This is a genomic window from Mesorhizobium ventifaucium (assembly GCF_935822925.1).
GTDB classification, from domain to species: domain Bacteria; phylum Pseudomonadota; class Alphaproteobacteria; order Rhizobiales; family Rhizobiaceae; genus Mesorhizobium; species Mesorhizobium ventifaucium.
This window is the reverse complement of the sequence record NZ_CAKXZS010000016.1, coordinates 199,706-216,667: the sequence shown is the minus strand read 5'-3', so window position 1 is coordinate 216,667 and position 16,962 is coordinate 199,706. Positions and strand designations below refer to the sequence as shown.

Below are 16,962 nucleotides of genomic sequence, written 5' to 3'. Positions count from 1 at the left end.
TGGTGGTTGGCGAAAGCCGGGATGAAGTCCACTCTCCCACTTGAGGGGAGATGTCCGGCAGGACAGAGGGGGGTCCTCGGCATAAGGGTTCAAGCCCTAGCGGTTGAGCAAGCCCTTGGCCGCATCCTCGTCGGTGATCAGAACCGATATCTTGGTGTTGGCGAGCGCCGCCCGCATGATCGCGATTTTTTCCTGCCCTCCCGAAACCAGGATGATGGCCGGGATATCCGACAGGTCCTGCAGCGGATAGGCACAGACCCGGCGGTTGACCTCATGGTCGACGAGCCGGCCCTCGGCGTCGATGAAATGGCATAAAATATCGCCAACTGCGCCGGCCGCCTGAAGCTCTTCGAGTTCGCTGGGCTTGATGAAGCCGTAATTGGCGATCGGGCTGTCATTGGAAAACGATCCGACGCTGAGCACTGCGATGTTTGCCCGGCGCGCGCGGAAGACGACGTCCTGAACGCTGCGCTGGCTCATGAAGGCTTCGCGCTGCTCCGGCCTGTCGGCATAGACCGGTACCGGCAGCAAAAAGCACTCGGCGCCGATCTTTTCGGCGAATTCCCAGGCGCTTTCGGTCGGGTTGAGCGGCTGGGCATGGGTGAGGCCGCCCAGCATGGAAACCACCGTCGTCCTGGCGATCGGCCGACGCGGCAATTCATTGATGGCGAATTTCAGCGTGCGCCCCCAGCCCAGCGCGATGACATCGCCGGCATTCACATTGTCGGCCAGATAGGCGCCGGCGGCATGGCCGATCATCAGCGGCGCGTTGCTTCGGTCGGCGGCCGACGGCACCACAACGGCCTGGCTGAGCCCGAAACGCTGCTTCAGAGCCTCTTCCAGCACCAAGCATTCGACGACGCTGTCACGGATGCGGAACTGGACGACGCCCTCCTCACGCGCGGCGGACAGGATGCGATGCACCTTGATGCGGCCGATGCCGAGGATCTCCGAAATCCTCTCCTGCGTCAGACCCTCGACATAATAGTGCCAAGCGGCACGGGCCTTCAGCTCGGCATCCGGGAAGCGCGAGGCCTTGTCATTCTCTGTCATCGCCATCTTTTTGCCCTCCCGCGGTCGTCCGAATCATCAACTGGCGTGATCCGGCCAAGCGACACCAAATCGTTGTGCGTGCCCAGGATTCAAGGGTTAAGACGTCGACAGGATATCGTCTACAACGCGAGATGAAAGCCAAAATGGTCAACATTTACCTTGTCTTGGCCGTCCTGCCCTGCTCAACCAGCCGAAATGAAATCGCAGGATGAGACCGGACCTGAAACGCGGCATTTCATGGCCTTTCGTAAGGCAAACCGGCTGGCGGCGCAAACCGGCGTGGAATGATGCGGCGGGCCTTGACAATTTTCCGACGAACAGTTTAGCTGAACAAAATTGCATATCAAAGATAAATTGTTCACAGGGAGGTGCCTGGTGAGCAAGAGTGAGCCGACGACGCATCGCCGGATCGCTGATGGAGGAGACAAAATGGCTGTGAGCAACGGTGCAAGCGAGTTGAAGGCCGGCCCAAATACGCAGGCCGCGGCGGGCGCGAAGCTTTCGGCCCTGTTCGCCGGAACTATGGGACCCCTGATCGGGCTGATGCTGCTGTGCCTTGCGCTGTCGCTGACCACCGACACCTTCCTCACCGTCCGCAACATCCTCAACGTGCTCGACCAGGTCACCGTGCTCGGCATTATGGCGATCGGCATGACGCTGGTCATCCTGATCGGCGGCATCGACCTGTCCGTCGGCTCCGTGCTGGCGCTCGCCGCCATGGTGATGGGCTTCGTCGCCCATCCCGACCACCTCGATCTCGGCATGCCTGCCGGCATCGTCACAGCACTTGTCGTTGCTGGACTTTGCGGGTTGGTTTCAGGCCTGCTCGTGACCGTCACCAAGCTGCCGCCGTTCATCGCCACGCTGGCCATGATGTCGGTGGCCCGCGGTCTCGCCAACATGATCACCGACGGCTCCCAGATCATCGGCTTCCCCGACTGGTTCACCAGCCTGTCGATTATTCGCCATTTCGGCTTCCTGTCGGTCACCGTCGGCTTGATGATCGTGCTGGCCATCATCTTCGCGACCTTCCTGAACTATCGCGCGACCGGCCGCAGCCTCTACGCGATCGGCGGCAGCGCCGAGGTCGCCAGGCTGTCCGGCATACCGGTCAAGTCGCTGACCAACTGGGTCTACGCGATCTGCGGCGTGCTGGCCGGGCTCGCCGGCATCGTGCTTGCGGCACGGCTCGATTCCGTCCAGCCGAGCTCCGGCTTCGGCTACGAGTTGGACACGATCGCGGCGGTGGTGATCGGCGGCGCCAGCCTGTCGGGCGGCGTCGGCTCGATCGGCGGCACCGCTATCGGCGTGCTCATCATCGGCGTGCTGCGCAATGGGCTGAACCTGCTCGGCGTGTCGCCGTTCATCCAGCAGGTGGTGATCGGCGTGGTGATCGCGCTGGCGGTGGCCACGGATACATGGCGGCGCAGAGCTCAATGAAGAGCGGGGGCGCAATGAAGAATTCACCCGGATGTCCGGGCGAAAACGGATCGGTGATCCGAAACTGGGAGTTGTTCGGCCAAGGGGCGCCGTGATGCGCCGGCGGGACAGATTGAACATCAACGGAGGAAACACATGCTGACCAAACGTTCACTGCTGCTTGCTGCTGCAGCCGTCATTCCGCTGCTCGGACTGTCCGGGATGGCCTCGGCCAAGGAGGCCAAGAAGCTTGGTCTCGCCGTCGCCAATTTGCAGGCCGATTTCTTCAACCAGATCAAGCAGTCGGTCGAGGCCTATGGCAAGGAAAAGGGCATCGAGATCGTCACCGTCGACGCCAAGGGCGATTCGGCGACCCAGGTCAGCCAGGTGCAGGACCTGATCACGCAGAACATCGATGCGCTGATCTACATCCCGGCCGGCGCCACCGCCGCCACCGTGCCGACCAAGACGGCCAAGGCCGCCGGCATCCCGGTCATCAATGTCGACCGCAATGCCGAAGGCGCACCCGGCGACACTTTCATCGCCACCAACAGCGTGGCATCGGCCAAGGCGGTGTGCGACTACATCGCCAAGCAGGCCGGCGGCAAGGGCGAGCTGATCATCATCCATGGCCAGAAAGGCACGACGCCCGAGGTCGACCGGTCGAAGGGCTGCGGCGAAGCGCTGAGCGCCTATCCCGACATCAAGGTGGTCGGCGAGCTGTGGAGCGAAGGCTGGCATCAGGACGAAGGTTTCAAGCTGACCCAGGACCTGCTGCAGTCGCATCCCGACGTATCGATCGTCATCGGCCAGGCCGACGCGCTGGCGCTCGGTGCCGCGCAGGCGGTCAAGGTCGCCAATCCCGGCCACAAGGTCTGGGTTGCCGGCTTCGACGGCGACGTGGCGGCGCTCAAGGCTCTGAAGGGCGGCGTTTTCGACGTAACCGCGACGCAGCAGACACAAGGCATGGGCCGGCTTTCCGTCGATGCGGCGATCAAGCTGGTGGCCGGCGAAACCGTTCCCGCCGAACAGCTGCAGGACGCGACGCTGACCACCAAGGACAATGTCGATCAGTTCATCGCCAAGCATCCCTGATCACAAAGAGTCCGGCAGTTGATGAGCGGAACGATGTCCTTGGATCCCAGCCACACGCACACCCCGCATCTCGGGCTCTTCGTCAGCGGCCTCTGCAAGAGCTACGGACCGGTGCAGGTCCTGGCCGATGCGAGCTTCGAGGTCCGGCCGGGTGAGGTCGTGGCGCTGCTTGGCGAAAATGGCGCAGGCAAGTCCACCGTTTCGAACATCATCGCCGGGTCGACCAAATCCGATGCCGGCAGCATCACATGGCGGGGGAAGCCGTATTCCCCCGCCTCTCCCGCCGCGGCCATCGACGCCGGCGTCGGCATGATCCATCAGGAACTGAAGCTGCTGCCGGACCTGTCGGTTGCCGAGAACGTCTATGTCGGGCGCCTGCTGATGCGCGGCGGCCGCATCGACCGCGCGGCCATGAATTCGCGGGCATCGGCCCAACTGAAGCGGCTCGGCCTCGATGTCTCGCCGGAACGCAAGGTGCGCACGCTGCGCATCGCCGCCCAGCAGCAGGTCGAGATCGCCAAAGCGCTGACGCTCAATGCCGAGCTTCTGATCTTCGACGAACCGACAGCGGCACTTGGCAGCGAGGAAACGGAGCTGTTGTTCAAGCAGATCCGCAAGCTCAAGGCGGAAGGCATGTCCTTCATCTATATTAGCCACCGGCTGGACGAGGTCGCTGCGATCGCCGACCGCGTCGTGGTGATGCGCGACGGGCGCATTGTCGCCCGCCACGAGCGCGCCGACGTTCCGGTGCGCGCGATAGTCGAGCAGATGGTCGGCCGCAGCGTCGAGCGGATGTTCCCGCCGCTCTCGGAGCCGGGCAGCGAGACGTTGCTCGAGGTCGAGAACCTTTCCTCGCCGGAACGTAGCTTTCAGAATGTTAGCTTTTCGGTAAGGACCGGCGAAATCCTTGGCATCGCCGGCCTGATCGGCGCCGGCCGCACGGAACTGGTGCGGGCGATCGCCGGCGCCGATCCGATTTCCTCGGGGTCGGTGCGTGTCGCCGGCAAACCGGTGCACCTCAATGGCCCGGCGGCGGCGATCAAGGCCGGCGTCGTGCTGGTGCCGGAAGACCGCAAGGCGCAAGGCGTGGTGCTCGACCAGACCATCGGCGAGAATCTGGCGATCGGCAATTTCGACCATGTCGCGCCGAATGGCTGGGTATTTCCCAAGGCGGTACAGAAATTCGCCGAGGCCGGCATTGGGCGGCTCGGCGTCAAGGGCCGGCCTAACCAGGCGATCAGCAAGCTTTCCGGCGGCAATCAGCAGAAGGTGATCATCGCCAAATGGATTTCACGGCCGCCCAAGGTGTTCATCCTGGACGAGCCGACACGCGGCATCGATGTCGGCGCCCGCGCCGCGATCTACGATGTCATCGCCGACCTCGCCCGCTCCGGAATGGCGGTGGTGGTGGTGAGCTCCGACCTCGAGGAAGTGCTCGGCCTGTCGCATCGCGTACTGGTGCTGAGCCGAGGCCGCCAGCGCGGCATTCTGGACCGCAGCGAAGCGAGCAACGTCGCCGTCATGGAGCTCGCCACAAGCTGAGGGCAGCATAAAGGATCGGAATAAGGCGCAGCAGGTGATACCCTCCCAGGCACCGGACCGCGCGGGGCGCCAGCTAGGACTGGCGCCCCCTTCCTTCCCAGGGCAGCACCGGCGGCTCAACAGGAAAATATTTCGATGAAACTATTCGATCTTCATGGGGACGTTGCTCTCGTCACCGGCGCCGGCAGCGGCATTGGGCAAGCGATCGCCATCGGCCTGGCCGAGGCCGGCGCCGATATCGCCTGTTTCGGCCACGCCTCGAAGGGCGGGCTGGACGAGACCGCGCACAGGATCTCGGCGCTCGGCCGCAAGGCACTGGTGCTGACCGGCACGGTGACCTCAGAGGCCGATTTGGCAGTGGCGATCGAACGCACGGAGAAGGAACTCGGCGCGCTGACGATCGCGGTCAACAATGCCGGCGTCGCCGCGGCCGAGCCGGCCGAGACGCTGTCGCTGGAGAAATGGCAGCAGCTCTACAACGTCAATGTCAACGGCGTGTTCCTGTCCTGCCAGGCGGAAGCGCGCGCAATGCTGACGCGGCGCAAGGGCTCGATCATCAACATCGCCTCGATGTCGGGCTCGATCGTCAATCGCGGCCTGACCCAGGCGCATTACAATTCGTCGAAGGCCGCCGTCATCCACATGTCGAAGAGCCTCGCGATGGAATGGGCCGATCGCGGCCTGCGCGTCAACGTCGTCAGCCCCGGCTACACGCTGACGCCGATGAACAAGCGGCCGGAGGTCGCCGACCAGGTCAAGATCTTCGAGCGCGACACGCCGATGGGGCGGATGGCAGCGCCGGAAGAGATGGTCGGCCCGACCGTGTTCCTGGCCAGCCGCGCTTCGAGTTTCGTCACCGGCATCGACCTGATCGTCGATGGCGGCTTCGTCTGCTGGTAGGAGAGAAAATGCAGAAGCGTTTCGAGGGTAAGACGGCGGTCATCACCGGCGCCAGCGGCGGCATCGGTGTGGCCCTAGCCCGGCGCTTCGCGGCGGAGGGTGCTGCGGTCGTCGTCAGCGCCATCGATCCTCGCGTCGAAGAGGTCGCCGCCGGACTGAAGGCAGAAGGCGCCAAGGTCGCATCGCTGCGCATGGACGTGACGAAGAAGGACGAGGTCGCCGCCCTCTACGACCTGGCCGAACAGCAGTTCGGCCGCGTCGACATCTCCGTGCAGAATGCCGGCGTCATCACCATCGCCAGGATCGAGGCGATGACCGAGGCCGAATGGGACAAGGTGCTGGCGGTCAACACCAAGGGTGTGTTCCTGTGTTGCCAGGAGGCGATCGTGCGCATCCGCAAACATGGCGACGGCGGCCGGCTGATCAACACCGCATCCGGCCAGGCGCGCCAGGGCTTCATCTACACGCCGCATTATGCCGCCTCGAAATTCGGCGTCGTCGGCATCACCCAGAGCCTCGCCAAGGAAGTGGCCAAGGAGAAGATCACCGTCAACGCGATCTGTCCCGGCATCATCGACACCGACATGTGGGCCTACAACGACGCCGCATGGGGCAGACTGATGGGCGACTACAAGCCCGGCGAGCTGATGGCCGAATGGGTGAAGAACATCCCGATGGGCCGCGCCGGCAGCGGCGATGACGTTTCCGGCCTGGTCAGCTTTCTGGCCAGTAACGACGCCGCCTACATCACCGGCCAGACGATCAATGTCGATGGCGGCCTGATCATGTCGTGAGGCGCCACCGCTTCTTTCCTTCTCCCCTTGTGGGAGAAGGTGGCCGAGCGAAGCTCGGTCGGATGAGGGGTGCTCCAGCTTGGCACTAACAGCGCTCGGGCCAGCACCCCTCAACCGTCTTGGCGCTGCGTGCCAATTCACCTTCTCCCGCAAGGGGGAAGGAAGAGGCGCGCGAGGCGCAACCCCGGTCCTTACCCGCCTACGAATGGCATTAGTCGCTGCGCGATATGAATGTTGGTATATATAATTTCATCCCATGAAAATGGCTTCGGCGACTGCCGGCAGCCGACATCATGGGAACTTGATGGCTCGCAAGCTTGAGGGCGCCGCAAGACCGGCGATCGATCCGCAGATCACTGCTTCGGCTGCACGGCAGCCATGACGCGGTCGCACGACATCTTGATCGAATTGGGCATCATTCCCGTCTGCGCCTACTTCAGCGCCGACAGCAATTTGCTGCCAATGGACTTGCGCAATGACCAGCTTTTCCAACACAATCAAAAAGACGCAAGAAGGGAACGAACGATAACTTCCACCAGAGCTTGACAGGAGCACAGGCATGTCACTTCGGAGTTTGATTTCGAAATTATCAATGGGAGCCTTAACACTTGCCGCGGCAAGTGCACTGACGCCTTCGGCCCAAGCGGCGGCGCCAGAATCGAACGATCCTATCAAGATCGCGCTGTTCGACTGGACCAGCGTCAACCTGAACGCAAAGATCCTCGGCGGCATTCTTGAAAAGCTCGGATACACGGTCGAGTATCCGACGGCCGATTATCTTTCCAGCCTGACCACCGGCCTTACCAATGGCGATCTCGCTGTCGCGATGGAATTCTGGGACACGACGGCCGGCGAAGCCATGAAGGCCTCGGATGCAACCGGCCAGACCGAACGCCTCGGCGCGCTCGGGCCCAAGGCCAAGGAGGAATGGTGGTATCCCGAATACATGAAGGAGAAATGCCCGGGCCTGCCGAACTGGGAGGCGCTGAAGGACCCGAAATGCGCCGAAGCCTTCTCGACGGCGGAAACAGCGCCGAACGGCCGCTATCTCGGCGGCCCGGTGACATGGGAAGGTTTTGACGACGAGCGTGCCGCAGCGCTGAAGCTGCCCTTCACCGTCATCCATGCCGGCACCGACGCGGCGATGTTCGCCGAGCTGGATTCGGCCTATCAGCGCAAGGCGCCGATCATGCTGTGGGTCTATTCGCCGCATTGGGCGCCAGCCAAATACAAGGGGGAATGGGTCGAATTCCCCGACTATACGCCGGAGTGCTACACCGATCCGAAATGGGGCGTGAACCCCGACGCAAAGTACGACTGCGGCAAGCCGCATGGCGAGATCTGGAAATATTCCTGGGCCGGCATGAAGGACAAATGGCCGGTCGCCTACAAGGTCGCGAAGAACTACACGATCGACACCGACGAGCTCAACAAGATGAGCGGCCAGATCGATCTTGAAGGCAAGACGCCGGAAGACGTCGCCGCCGCCTGGATCGCCGCCCACGAAGCCGACTGGAAAGCCTGGGCCGAGTGACCGTTCCAACTGGAAACTGCGAGACCCGGTCATTCATGGCCGGGTCTCTATCCCCTATTCCAGAAGGACGACTGCATGGCCGATACGACTGAACAGGTGCTGCAAGCGGCAGGCACGCCGAGGGATGCCCGCCCGATAAAGCTCGCCTGCCGCAACGTCTGGAAGCTGTTCGGCGCGAACGCGGCCAACTTCATCCGCCAGCGCGACGGCAAGGCCAGCATGGCGGAGGTCGCGGCGGCCGGGCTGGTCGGCGCGGTGCGCGGCGTTAACCTCGAAATCCGCCAGGGCGAGATCTTCATCATCATGGGGCTTTCGGGGTCGGGCAAGTCGACGCTGGTGCGCTGCATGTCGCGGCTGGTCGAGCCGACGCATGGCAAGGTCGAGTTCGAGGGCAAGGATCTCCTGAAAATCTCCGATACCGCGCTGATCGAGCTGCGGCGCCACCGCATGGGCATGGTGTTCCAGAACTTTGCCCTGCTGCCGCATCTGAATGTGCTGGAGAACATCGCCTTTCCACTGGGCATACAAGGGCAGGACCGGCCGACGCGCGAAAAACGCGCGCGCGAAGTGATCGAGCTTGTCGGCCTGCGCGGCCGCGAGCATTTCTATCCGCGAGAGCTTTCCGGCGGCCAGCAGCAGCGTGTCGGCATCGCCCGCAGCCTCGCCACCAAGCCGGAAATCTGGTTTCTCGACGAGCCGTTTTCGGCGCTCGATCCGCTGATCCGCCGCGAGATGCAGGACGAATTGATGCGGCTGCAGACCATGCTGCACAAGACCATCGTCTTCATCACCCATGATTTCGACGAGGCCATCCGGCTGGCCGACCGCATCGCCATCATGAAAGACGGCGAGGTCATCCAGATCGGCACGCCGGAAGAGCTGGTGGTCAATCCGGCGACCGATTATGTCGCCGAGTTCACCCGCGACGTCGACCGCGCCAAGGTGATCTCGGCGCGAAGCCTGATGCGCGCCTGCGACGGGGCCGAGCATGGCGGCGTGGTCGCGCCCGATGCCAAGATATCGAGTTTCTCGGCTGATATCGTCTCGGCCGGCAAGCCGTTCGCCGTCGTCAACGGCAGCGGCAAGCCGATCGGCGAAGTCACGCCGCAAGCGGTGATCGATCTTCTGGCAGGCATCGAACGTCCCAAGGCCGGCGCATGACTGTGACGGCAAGCACCAGCGAGGCGAGATCGCGGCCGGTTCAGATCTGGCTGGTGGCCTGGGCCTGCGCCCTTGCCGCGGTGCTTGCCGTGTTCCTGCTGCAGGACAGGCTGCCCTGGGCGGTCAACTACCCGGCGAGCGCAATCGTTCCGGTCGCCGACTGGGTCAGCGCGCTGATGAACCTGATAAAGTCGAATTTTTCCTGGCTGACGCGCTCGATCACCGCTGTGCTCGGCGTACCGCTCGACTTTGCGCTCGGTCTGCTCGCCAAGAATTTCAAGATCGGCCATGGCGCCGACATGCTCGTCCTGCCGCGGCTGTCCTGGGTTGGCGTGTGCATCGCTGCATTCCTGGCCGGACGTGCCGCCGGTGGCTGGAAGCTCGGCGCGCTGGTCGGCGGCTGTTTCCTCTACATCGCGCTGTTCGGCCAGTGGACCAGCGCCATGCTGACGCTGGGACTGATCTCCATCGCCGTGCCGTTCTGCATCGTCACCGGATTGTTCGTCGGCATCTGGGCTTGGCGCAAGCCATGGGCGGAGAGGCTGCTGATCTCCCCTGCCCTCGACCTGATGCAGACCATCCCGACCTTCGCCTATCTGATCCCGATGCTTCTTTTGTTCGGCAACAGTCCGGTTTCGGCGATGATCGCGACGGCCATTTTCGCGACACCGCCGATGGTGCGCGCGACGATGCTGGGGCTGTCGCGGGTGCCGTCCGAAATCGACGATTTCAGCGAGATGGCCGGCTGCACGGCGCGCCAGAAACTGTGGCGCGTGCTTCTGCCTTCGGCGCGTCCAGCGCTGATGGTCGGTGTCAACCAGGTCATCATGCTGGCGCTCAATATGGTGATCATCGCTTCGATGATCGGCGCCGGCGGCCTCGGCTACGACGTGCTGTTGGCGCTCAGGGCGCTAAAGGTCGGCGAGGCGATGGAAGCCGGCCTTGCCATCGTGGCTCTGGCAATCGCGCTCGACCGGCTGAGCCAGGCGATCGCGCGCAATCACGCGAAAGGCCATGTCTATCAGGAGGTCAGCTCGAGCTTCTGGCGGCGCTACCCCAACCTGACGCTGGCCGTCGCCATCCTTGCCGCCACGACGCTGCTTGGCCTGTTCGTGCCGGCCTTCGCTGCGGTGCCGAAGGCGATCACCTTCACCACTGCGCCGATGTGGAAGACAGCGGTGACCTGGATCACGATCAACTTCTTCGACACGATCGAAGCGTTCCGCGTGGCTCTGATCCTCAATGTGCTGAACCCGGTGCGCGCCTTCTGCGAGGGCTTCCCGTGGCTGGGCGCGGTGTTCCTGCTCGGCCTTGCCGGCTACCAGCTCGGCGGCCTGCGTCTCGCCGCTCTGGTCGCGGCGCTGACCGTCTTCTGCGCGGTGACCGGGCTCTGGGAAAAGACCATGGCGACGGTCTATCTCTGCGGCATCTCGGCCTTCATCGCTTGCCTGATCGGCATCCCGATCGGGCTGATGGCATCGCGCAGCGACCGTGTCGAGAAGATCGTCACCCCGGTCATCGACACGCTGCAGGTGCTGCCGTCGTTCTGTTTCATCATTCCGGTGGTGATGCTATTCAGAGTCGGCGACGTGACGGCGATGATCGCGACGGTCGCATTCGCCGTGGTGCCGGCCATCCGCTACACCAATCACGGCCTCCGGCAGGTGCCGCCGGCACTGATCGAGGCGGCAAAGGTATCGGGTTGCACCAGGCGCCAGACGTTCCTGCGCGTCCAGCTGCCGCTGGCGCTTCCCGAGATCATGCTCGGCATCAACCAGACGATACTGATGGCGCTGGCGATGATCATCATCTGCGCCATGGTCGGCACCCGCGATCTCGGCCAGGAGGTGTTCATCGCGCTGTCCAAGGCCGATTCAGGCCGCGGCATCGTCGCCGGGCTGGCCATCGCCTTCATCGGCATCGTCGCCGACCGGCTGTTCAACGCCTGGACGGCCAAGGCACGCGCAAGGCTGGGATAGCCGGAAAATAGAGGTTCGCGCCCCCACCTTCGTCTTGCCCAAAATGCATCCCAAGCTGGCTTCATGCTGAAGCGACCCACCGTGATTCTAGCCTTTCTCCTGATCCTTTCCGTCGCTGCTCACGCTGCGGATGGCCTGGAGCAGCGGCTTGGAAAGCTCCTTGACGAGGCCGAGCGCCTGACGCCGCTGCGCACGGTTGCCATCGCGCATGACGGCGCGGTGGTGGCGGAGCGTGGCTATCGCGGCCACTCCCCGGCACGTCCTGCCAACATAAAATCGGCCTCCAAGTCGATCATCTCCGCGCTCGTCGGCATCGCCATCGACAAGGGCGTGCTGCAAGGCACTGACCAGAAGATCGCTCCGCTCCTTCAGGCCGACCTGCCCGCCGACGTGGATCCGCGGCTCCAGCAGGTTACGATCGGTCATCTGCTTTCCATGCAGGCAGGGCTGGGTCGGACCTCCGGCCCAAACTACGGGCGCTGGGTGGCAAGCGACAACTGGGTGCGGGCAGCGCTCGCCATGCCCTTCGACGACGAACCGGGCGGTACCATGCTCTATTCCACCGGCTCGACCCATCTCCTTTCGGCGATCCTGACGCGGCGGACCGGCCGCTCAACGCTGGAACTGGCGCGCGAATGGCTGGGGCCGCAGCAGGGCTTTTCCATCACCGCCTGGGACCGCGACCCACAGGGCATCTATCTCGGCGGCAACCAGATGGCCATGAGCCCGCGCTCGCTGCTCGCCTTTGGCGAGCTCTACCGCAGCGGCGGAGTGAGCCGTGGCGGACGGCAGCTCGTGCCGGCCGACTGGATCAAGCTCTCCTGGCAGCCACGCACCGCCTCGCGTTTCACCGGTGACGGTTATGGCTATGGTTGGTTCATCCGTCAGATCGCGGGCGAAGCGGTGTTCTACGGATGGGGCTATGGCGGGCAGATGGTCTATGTTGTGCCGGGGCGAGCATTGACCGTGGTCATGACTTCAGATGAAAACGGCCCCGCCGGCCGCAGCGGCCACCGCGACGATCTCCATTCCCTGCTCGGGCGGATCATTGAAGCGACGAAAGAGGTGCGCGAGGCTCGCAGCAACTGATGCATGTCGCGCAAAAGTGCGCGGCCGAGGAAGCCGTTACTCCGCCGCCACTCCTTTCACTTCCAGATAGGATTCCATCGAATCGTCCATCGCCTGCAGCCAGGCCGTGTGGTGCAGCGGCGCCATCGTGCCGGTCATCAACGAGCGATAGGCATTGTCGCGGAACGTCATGATGTTCTCCACCTTGTGGTGTTCCCACTCCATGAAGGTCTGATTGACAGCCTCGACGTCGAAGCCGGGATAGTCGGTCTGATCCATCAGCTCCTTGGTGTAGTCGCCCTGGAACCAGATCATCTGCTCGGCGTCTTCCAGCGTTTCCTCACGCGCCCGCCATTTCCTGCCGTGTTCCGCCATCGCCTCGGCCGAAGGCAGCTTGATACGGCCCATGATGACGTCGCGCGCGAACCAGGCTTGCGCGTCGAACATGTTGAACGTGTAGAACTGGTCCTGCATGCCGATATAGGACAGCTGCGGGTTCTTCTCCCAGACGACGCCCTCATAGAGCCCGTCCGGCCACATGCGGTTGGCGGTCTTGAGCTTCAGATCCTCGGTGAGGAACGGGAATGAATGGAGGTAGCCCGTGCACAGGATGATGGCGTCGACATCCCTGGTGCTGCCGTCCTTGAAATGCGCGGTTTTACCGACGACCTTCTGCAGCAGCGGCACTTCCTTCCAGTTGTCAGGCCATTTGAAGCCCATCGGCTTCGAGCGATAGCTGGAGGTGATCGATTTGGCGCCGTATTTGTAGCATTGCGATCCGATGTCCTCGGCCGAATAGGAGCGGCCGATGATCAGGATGTCCTTGTCCTTGAATTCCATGGCGTCGCGGAAATCGTGGCTGTGCAGGATGCGGCCGTTGAAGGTCGAAAAACCCTCGAAATAGGGGACGTTGGGCACGGAGAAGTGCCCGGATGCGACGACGACGTTATCGAACTCCTCCGAATAGGTGACGTCGTTGGTGCGGTCATGCGCGGTGACGGTGAACTTTTTCGTCGTGTCGGAGAAGGTCACCATGCGCACCGGGCTGTTGAAGCGCACCCATTGGCGCACGCCGGATTTTTCGACGCGGCCCTTGATGTAGTCCCACAGCACCGCGCGCGGCGGATACGACCCGATTGGCCGTCCGAAATGCTCCTCGAACGTGTAGTCGGCGAATTCGAGGCATTCCTTCGGTCCGTTCGACCAGAGGTAACGATACATCGAGCCATGCACCGGGTCGCCATGCTCGTCGAGTCCGGTGCGCCAGGTGTAATTCCACAGGCCGCCCCAGTCGGACTGCTTTTCGAAGCAGACGATTTCCGGAATATCCGCACCCTTGTCGGCAGCCGACTTGAAGGCTCGAAGCTGGGCCATGCCGGAAGGTCCGGCTCCAATGACGGCAACACGACTTTCCATTGCGGGCCTCCGGGTCTCATTTCCCTAACGAAACAAATTTCACTGAGAGGACAGTAATTGCCCCTTCGATGCTGTCAACAGGCCTTCTGCTGAAACCACGTTCACCAGATCGGATTCTGGCCAAAACCGCTGCGGGCTGAAAAACCGGAGAGCACGCCGTTCGACAAAGTGGCTTCGCGGTTGCGCTCAGGTCCCCGGGCCGAATATGTTCACCCCGAGTGAAATAATCCGCAGAACCCGGGGTGGCGACATGGCGAAAAAAGCTTTCAATTCCAGGAATGGGGCATCCCCCTCGAAGGCCAAGCCATCGCCGAAGGGCGTAGCAACAATCCCGACGCCACTGACCCAGGACCCGCACGCCGTTCGCGACACACGCGAAAAAGTCCTCGAGGTGGCGATCGGTCGCGAGGTGCGGGCGTTTCGCAAAAAACTCGGCATCACCGTCGCCGATCTTGCGGCTGCCACCGATATTTCGCTTGGTATGCTGTCGAAGATCGAAAACGGCATCACCTCGCCGTCGCTGACCACCTTGCAGGCGCTGTCGCGGGCGCTCGGCGTTCCGGTCACCGCTTTCTTCCGCCGTTTCGAGGAAGAACGCAGCGCTGTCTTCGTCAAGGCCGGCCAAGGCCTCGATGTCGAGCGGCGGGGTACGCGCGCCGGCCATCAGTACAACCTGCTCGGCCATATCGGGTCGAACACCAGCGGCGTCGTCGTCGAGCCCTATCTGATCACGCTGACCGAGGATTCCGACGTGTTTCCGACCTTCCAGCACGAGGGCATGGAGTTCCTCTACATGCTCGAAGGCGAGGTCGTTTACCGGCACGGCAGCAATCTTTATCCGATGAAACCCGGCGACAGCCTGTTCTTCGACGCCGACGCGCCACACGGCCCGGAACAGCTGACGCAACTGCCGATGCGCTATCTCTCGATCATCTGCTATCCGCAGAGTAGCGCGGTTTGAGCGGGTTCGGACGCAAGCGAAGTCCCCTCATTGAGCCCCGTGGCCGCGAAGCGGCCGGATGGAATGTTACAGGCCCAGACCATAGCGGTCATCGTTTCACGGAAACGCAGAACCGCTCTATCTCTTTGTTTATGCGCAATTCCCTAGGGAAGCGCTATCCGCTTTCCCGGCAAAACCGTTTCGCACTTTTCCTGGAATTGCTCTAGGCTGGCGGCAGGCCGAACGCCGCAAACAAACTGGGGCCGAGCGGCGGCACATAGATCGTCAGAGCGGCGATACCACCCTCAGCGGGCTCAATCACATGCAGCGAATGGGCTCGCCACGCAGGGTCATTGTGGCTGCTGGAATAGACCCCGACCGCCGGCTGGGCATTGGCTCCGATGGCCACGGTGCGGAAGCCCGCAAAATTGCCCCAGATGGTCTCGAGGAAAGCGCGGATCGCCCCGCGTCCTCGATACCATTCCCGCCAAGGCGGCATGCGATAGGTGGCGTCCTCACGCAGGAGCTCGATCAGGCTGTCGAGATTGGCGGCCTGCCAGGCTTGCATGTAACGTTCGAGCAGCAGGCCTTCCTCGGGGTTGGGCTTCGATCGATGGATGGGACGTCCTTGGGGATATCGCGCCGCAAGGGTTACGCGGGTCCGCTGCAATGCGCTGTTGATCGAAACCGTCGATCCGCCCAGCAATCCCGCCGTTTCGACAGCCGACCAGCCCACGACGTCGGAAAGCAGTAGAGCGGCGCGCTGCCTGGGCGGCAGATCCTGGATCGCGGCTACGAAAGCGAGTTGGACGGCTTCGCGGGTCTCGTAGCGCGCTTCCAGACCTGGCTCACCATCAGCGAGGCTTGGCAGCTCTGCGTCCGGGTAAGGCTCCAACCAGGTGACCTCGGCTGCAGGGCCGCCGGTGGCCATCCCGTGGGAAGCCGGCCGTCCAGGCTGCTGGAGAATGCGATTCGCCCTCGACCTGGCCTTGAGCGCGTTGAGGCGAGAGTTGGTCGCGATCGTGTAGAGCCAACCGCGAACCGAACCCCGCCCATCGAACTCCCGATCTTGCGCGCCAGGCGCGCAGAAGCGTTTCCTGGACAAGGTCGTCCGCCTCGTGCAGCGAGCCCATCATGCGATAGCAATGGAGCTTGAGCTCCCGGCGATGGGCCGCCGTGAACTGTTAAGGCCAGCCGATCGAGGATCGGCTGGCCCGGCTGACGTACCGGCTTGAGAGGTGCCTGCGGGTCTGTCATGCGGATCCGGCAATTTTGAGCTTGCATTACGCGCGTCTCAGGCGGCCGGCGCAAGTCCGCTCGCGCTCACCGCAAAGGAACACCCTTGCGGTTTTTGGGTGGCGAGTGCCACCACCGCCCGTCCGACGTCGGCCGGCGTCTGCATGTCGAGGATGCCCGCGATGAACTCCATGGGCCGGATGCCCATATAGGCCGAAATGCTCTCGATGCCGGCGTCGCCCACGCCGGTCCCTGGCATGATGCGCATAGGCGCAAGCGCCATGAAGCGCAGGTCGAGACCGCGCCGATCCGAGTCCTTCTGGCTATGACCGGCCAGGAACATCTGCATGCGTTTTGCGCCGGCATAGCCGCCGGAATTCGGTGGCCCCCCGTCAAGGCCGCGCCGCTGGAGATCAGGACAATCCGGGCGCCCGGTTTGAGCGGACGCCGAAGCGCGGCCTTGCAAAACAGAAACGACGACTTGACGTCCGTTTCCCAGTTTGCGGAGAACGCCGCCCAGTTCTGTTCATGTAGGGGCGCGGAGGGGGCAAGAGCGCCTGCGCATATCACCAGGACGTCCGGTTCCAGCGCGGCGAAGACCTGATTGGGAGCGGTGTCCACAGTCGCATCGACCGCGAACGCCTTCACGCTCGAAGTCTCCCGGGCAAATGCCGCCAGGGTCTGTTCGCTGCGGGCGACTGCGAGGACCGTCGCTCCCTCGCTGAGGGCGGCTTCTGCGATCGAGCGGCCGACACCACGGCTGCCTCCAACGACGACGACATTCTGACCTTGTAACAATCTCATGGACCACCTTGCTGTCCGGGC

The 16,962-nt window shown here is 63.2% G+C and carries 15 protein-coding genes and 1 pseudogene; 10 read left to right on the top strand and 6 right to left on the bottom strand.

Annotated elements, in window-relative coordinates:
• Positions 1-96: 96 nt before the first annotated feature.
• Positions 97-1,059 carry a sugar-binding transcriptional regulator gene (locus NMG70_RS15700; RefSeq protein WP_254025379.1) on the bottom strand — a complete coding sequence of 321 codons (963 nt, stop codon included), beginning with the start codon at positions 1,057-1,059 and terminating at the stop codon, positions 97-99.
• Positions 1,060-1,482: 423 nt separating this feature from the next.
• Between NMG70_RS15700 and NMG70_RS15695 the strand changes: the two genes are divergently transcribed.
• From NMG70_RS15695 to NMG70_RS15675, 5 genes are all read left to right on the top strand, one after another.
• On the top strand, positions 1,483-2,493 hold the full coding sequence (locus tag NMG70_RS15695; protein WP_254025378.1) for an ABC transporter permease: 1,011 nt from the start codon (positions 1,483-1,485) through the stop codon (positions 2,491-2,493).
• A gap of 135 nt (positions 2,494-2,628) precedes the next feature.
• A complete protein-coding gene (locus tag NMG70_RS15690; protein ID WP_254025377.1) occupies positions 2,629-3,567 on the top strand; it encodes a sugar ABC transporter substrate-binding protein in 939 nt (312 codons plus the stop codon).
• 33 nt (positions 3,568-3,600) lie between these two features.
• Positions 3,601-5,109: a sugar ABC transporter ATP-binding protein gene (locus tag NMG70_RS15685; RefSeq protein ID WP_254025376.1), complete on the top strand. Its 1,509-nt coding sequence runs from the start codon at positions 3,601-3,603 to the stop codon at positions 5,107-5,109.
• Between the two features lie 135 nt (positions 5,110-5,244).
• Complete coding sequence (locus tag NMG70_RS15680) at positions 5,245-6,009, top strand: SDR family oxidoreductase (protein WP_254025375.1); 765 nt, start codon at positions 5,245-5,247, stop codon at positions 6,007-6,009.
• 8 nt (positions 6,010-6,017) lie between these two features.
• Positions 6,018-6,803, top strand: coding sequence for an SDR family oxidoreductase (locus NMG70_RS15675; RefSeq protein ID WP_254025374.1), 786 nt, complete (start codon positions 6,018-6,020; stop codon positions 6,801-6,803).
• A 291-nt stretch (positions 6,804-7,094) separates the two neighbouring features.
• Here NMG70_RS15675 and NMG70_RS15670 read toward each other — a convergent pair whose 3' ends face one another.
• Positions 7,095-7,364, bottom strand: coding sequence for a hypothetical protein (locus tag NMG70_RS15670; protein ID WP_254025373.1), 270 nt, complete (start codon positions 7,362-7,364; stop codon positions 7,095-7,097).
• On the opposite strand from NMG70_RS15670, the gene NMG70_RS15665 reads away from it, so the two are divergent.
• The 4 genes from NMG70_RS15665 to NMG70_RS15650 all read left to right on the top strand — a co-directional run bounded on the left by NMG70_RS15665 (position 7,363) and on the right by NMG70_RS15650 (position 12,566).
• Positions 7,363-8,337, top strand: coding sequence for an ABC transporter substrate-binding protein (locus tag NMG70_RS15665; RefSeq protein ID WP_254025372.1), 975 nt, complete (start codon positions 7,363-7,365; stop codon positions 8,335-8,337). The two genes, NMG70_RS15670 and NMG70_RS15665, sit on opposite strands and share 2 nt — an antisense overlap.
• 75 nt (positions 8,338-8,412) lie before the next feature.
• Positions 8,413-9,498 (top strand): quaternary amine ABC transporter ATP-binding protein, encoded by a 1,086-nt coding sequence (locus NMG70_RS15660; protein ID WP_254025371.1) that lies wholly within the window; start codon positions 8,413-8,415, stop codon positions 9,496-9,498.
• The gene (locus tag NMG70_RS15655) at positions 9,495-11,477 is read left to right on the top strand and encodes an ABC transporter permease (protein ID WP_254025370.1); all 1,983 of its coding nucleotides are present in this window, start codon (positions 9,495-9,497) and stop codon (positions 11,475-11,477) included. The genes NMG70_RS15660 and NMG70_RS15655 overlap by 4 nt, the downstream gene beginning before the upstream one ends.
• Before the next feature lie 63 nt (positions 11,478-11,540).
• Positions 11,541-12,566, top strand: coding sequence for a serine hydrolase domain-containing protein (locus NMG70_RS15650; RefSeq protein ID WP_254025369.1), 1,026 nt, complete (start codon positions 11,541-11,543; stop codon positions 12,564-12,566).
• Positions 12,567-12,602: 36 nt separating this feature from the next.
• Here NMG70_RS15650 and NMG70_RS15645 read toward each other — a convergent pair whose 3' ends face one another.
• Complete coding sequence (locus tag NMG70_RS15645; protein ID WP_254025368.1) at positions 12,603-13,961, bottom strand: trimethylamine monooxygenase; 1,359 nt, start codon at positions 13,959-13,961, stop codon at positions 12,603-12,605.
• Between the two features lie 250 nt (positions 13,962-14,211).
• On the opposite strand from NMG70_RS15645, the gene NMG70_RS15640 reads away from it, so the two are divergent.
• Positions 14,212-14,922: a helix-turn-helix domain-containing protein gene (locus tag NMG70_RS15640; RefSeq protein WP_254025367.1), complete on the top strand. Its 711-nt coding sequence runs from the start codon at positions 14,212-14,214 to the stop codon at positions 14,920-14,922.
• A gap of 202 nt (positions 14,923-15,124) precedes the next feature.
• On the opposite strand, the gene NMG70_RS15635 is transcribed toward NMG70_RS15640, so the two are convergent.
• From NMG70_RS15635 to NMG70_RS15625, 3 genes and pseudogenes are all read right to left on the bottom strand, one after another.
• Complete coding sequence (locus tag NMG70_RS15635) at positions 15,125-16,006, bottom strand: RNA polymerase subunit sigma-70 (protein ID WP_254025366.1); 882 nt, start codon at positions 16,004-16,006, stop codon at positions 15,125-15,127.
• Between the two features lie 189 nt (positions 16,007-16,195).
• Entirely contained in the window at positions 16,196-16,486 is a 291-nt protein-coding gene (locus NMG70_RS15630; RefSeq protein ID WP_254025427.1) for a hypothetical protein, read from the bottom strand.
• Positions 16,487-16,539: 53 nt separating this feature from the next.
• Positions 16,540-16,941 (bottom strand): annotated as a pseudogene (locus NMG70_RS15625) (SDR family NAD(P)-dependent oxidoreductase); the annotation flags it as partial.
• Between the last annotated feature and the right edge of the window lie 21 nt (positions 16,942-16,962).

What these genes read in the sequence shown, in the direction of transcription:
- NMG70_RS15700 (WP_254025379.1), bottom strand. Translation starts at nt 1,059, where the DNA reads ATGGCGATGACAGAGAATGACAAGGCCTCGCGCTTCCCGGATGCCGAG.
- NMG70_RS15695 (WP_254025378.1), top strand. Translation starts at nt 1,483, where the DNA reads ATGGCTGTGAGCAACGGTGCAAGCGAGTTGAAGGCCGGCCCAAATACG.
- NMG70_RS15690 (WP_254025377.1), top strand. Translation starts at nt 2,629, where the DNA reads ATGCTGACCAAACGTTCACTGCTGCTTGCTGCTGCAGCCGTCATTCCG.
- NMG70_RS15685 (WP_254025376.1), top strand. Translation starts at nt 3,601, where the DNA reads ATGTCCTTGGATCCCAGCCACACGCACACCCCGCATCTCGGGCTCTTC.
- NMG70_RS15680 (WP_254025375.1), top strand. Translation starts at nt 5,245, where the DNA reads ATGAAACTATTCGATCTTCATGGGGACGTTGCTCTCGTCACCGGCGCC.
- NMG70_RS15675 (WP_254025374.1), top strand. Translation starts at nt 6,018, where the DNA reads ATGCAGAAGCGTTTCGAGGGTAAGACGGCGGTCATCACCGGCGCCAGC.
- NMG70_RS15665 (WP_254025372.1), top strand. Translation starts at nt 7,363, where the DNA reads ATGTCACTTCGGAGTTTGATTTCGAAATTATCAATGGGAGCCTTAACA.
- NMG70_RS15670 (WP_254025373.1), bottom strand. Translation starts at nt 7,364, where the DNA reads ATGCCTGTGCTCCTGTCAAGCTCTGGTGGAAGTTATCGTTCGTTCCCT.
- NMG70_RS15660 (WP_254025371.1), top strand. Translation starts at nt 8,413, where the DNA reads ATGGCCGATACGACTGAACAGGTGCTGCAAGCGGCAGGCACGCCGAGG.
- NMG70_RS15655 (WP_254025370.1), top strand. Translation starts at nt 9,495, where the DNA reads ATGACTGTGACGGCAAGCACCAGCGAGGCGAGATCGCGGCCGGTTCAG.
- NMG70_RS15650 (WP_254025369.1), top strand. Translation starts at nt 11,541, where the DNA reads ATGCTGAAGCGACCCACCGTGATTCTAGCCTTTCTCCTGATCCTTTCC.
- NMG70_RS15645 (WP_254025368.1), bottom strand. Translation starts at nt 13,961, where the DNA reads ATGGAAAGTCGTGTTGCCGTCATTGGAGCCGGACCTTCCGGCATGGCC.
- NMG70_RS15640 (WP_254025367.1), top strand. Translation starts at nt 14,212, where the DNA reads ATGGCGAAAAAAGCTTTCAATTCCAGGAATGGGGCATCCCCCTCGAAG.
- NMG70_RS15630 (WP_254025427.1), bottom strand. Translation starts at nt 16,486, where the DNA reads ATGCAGATGTTCCTGGCCGGTCATAGCCAGAAGGACTCGGATCGGCGC.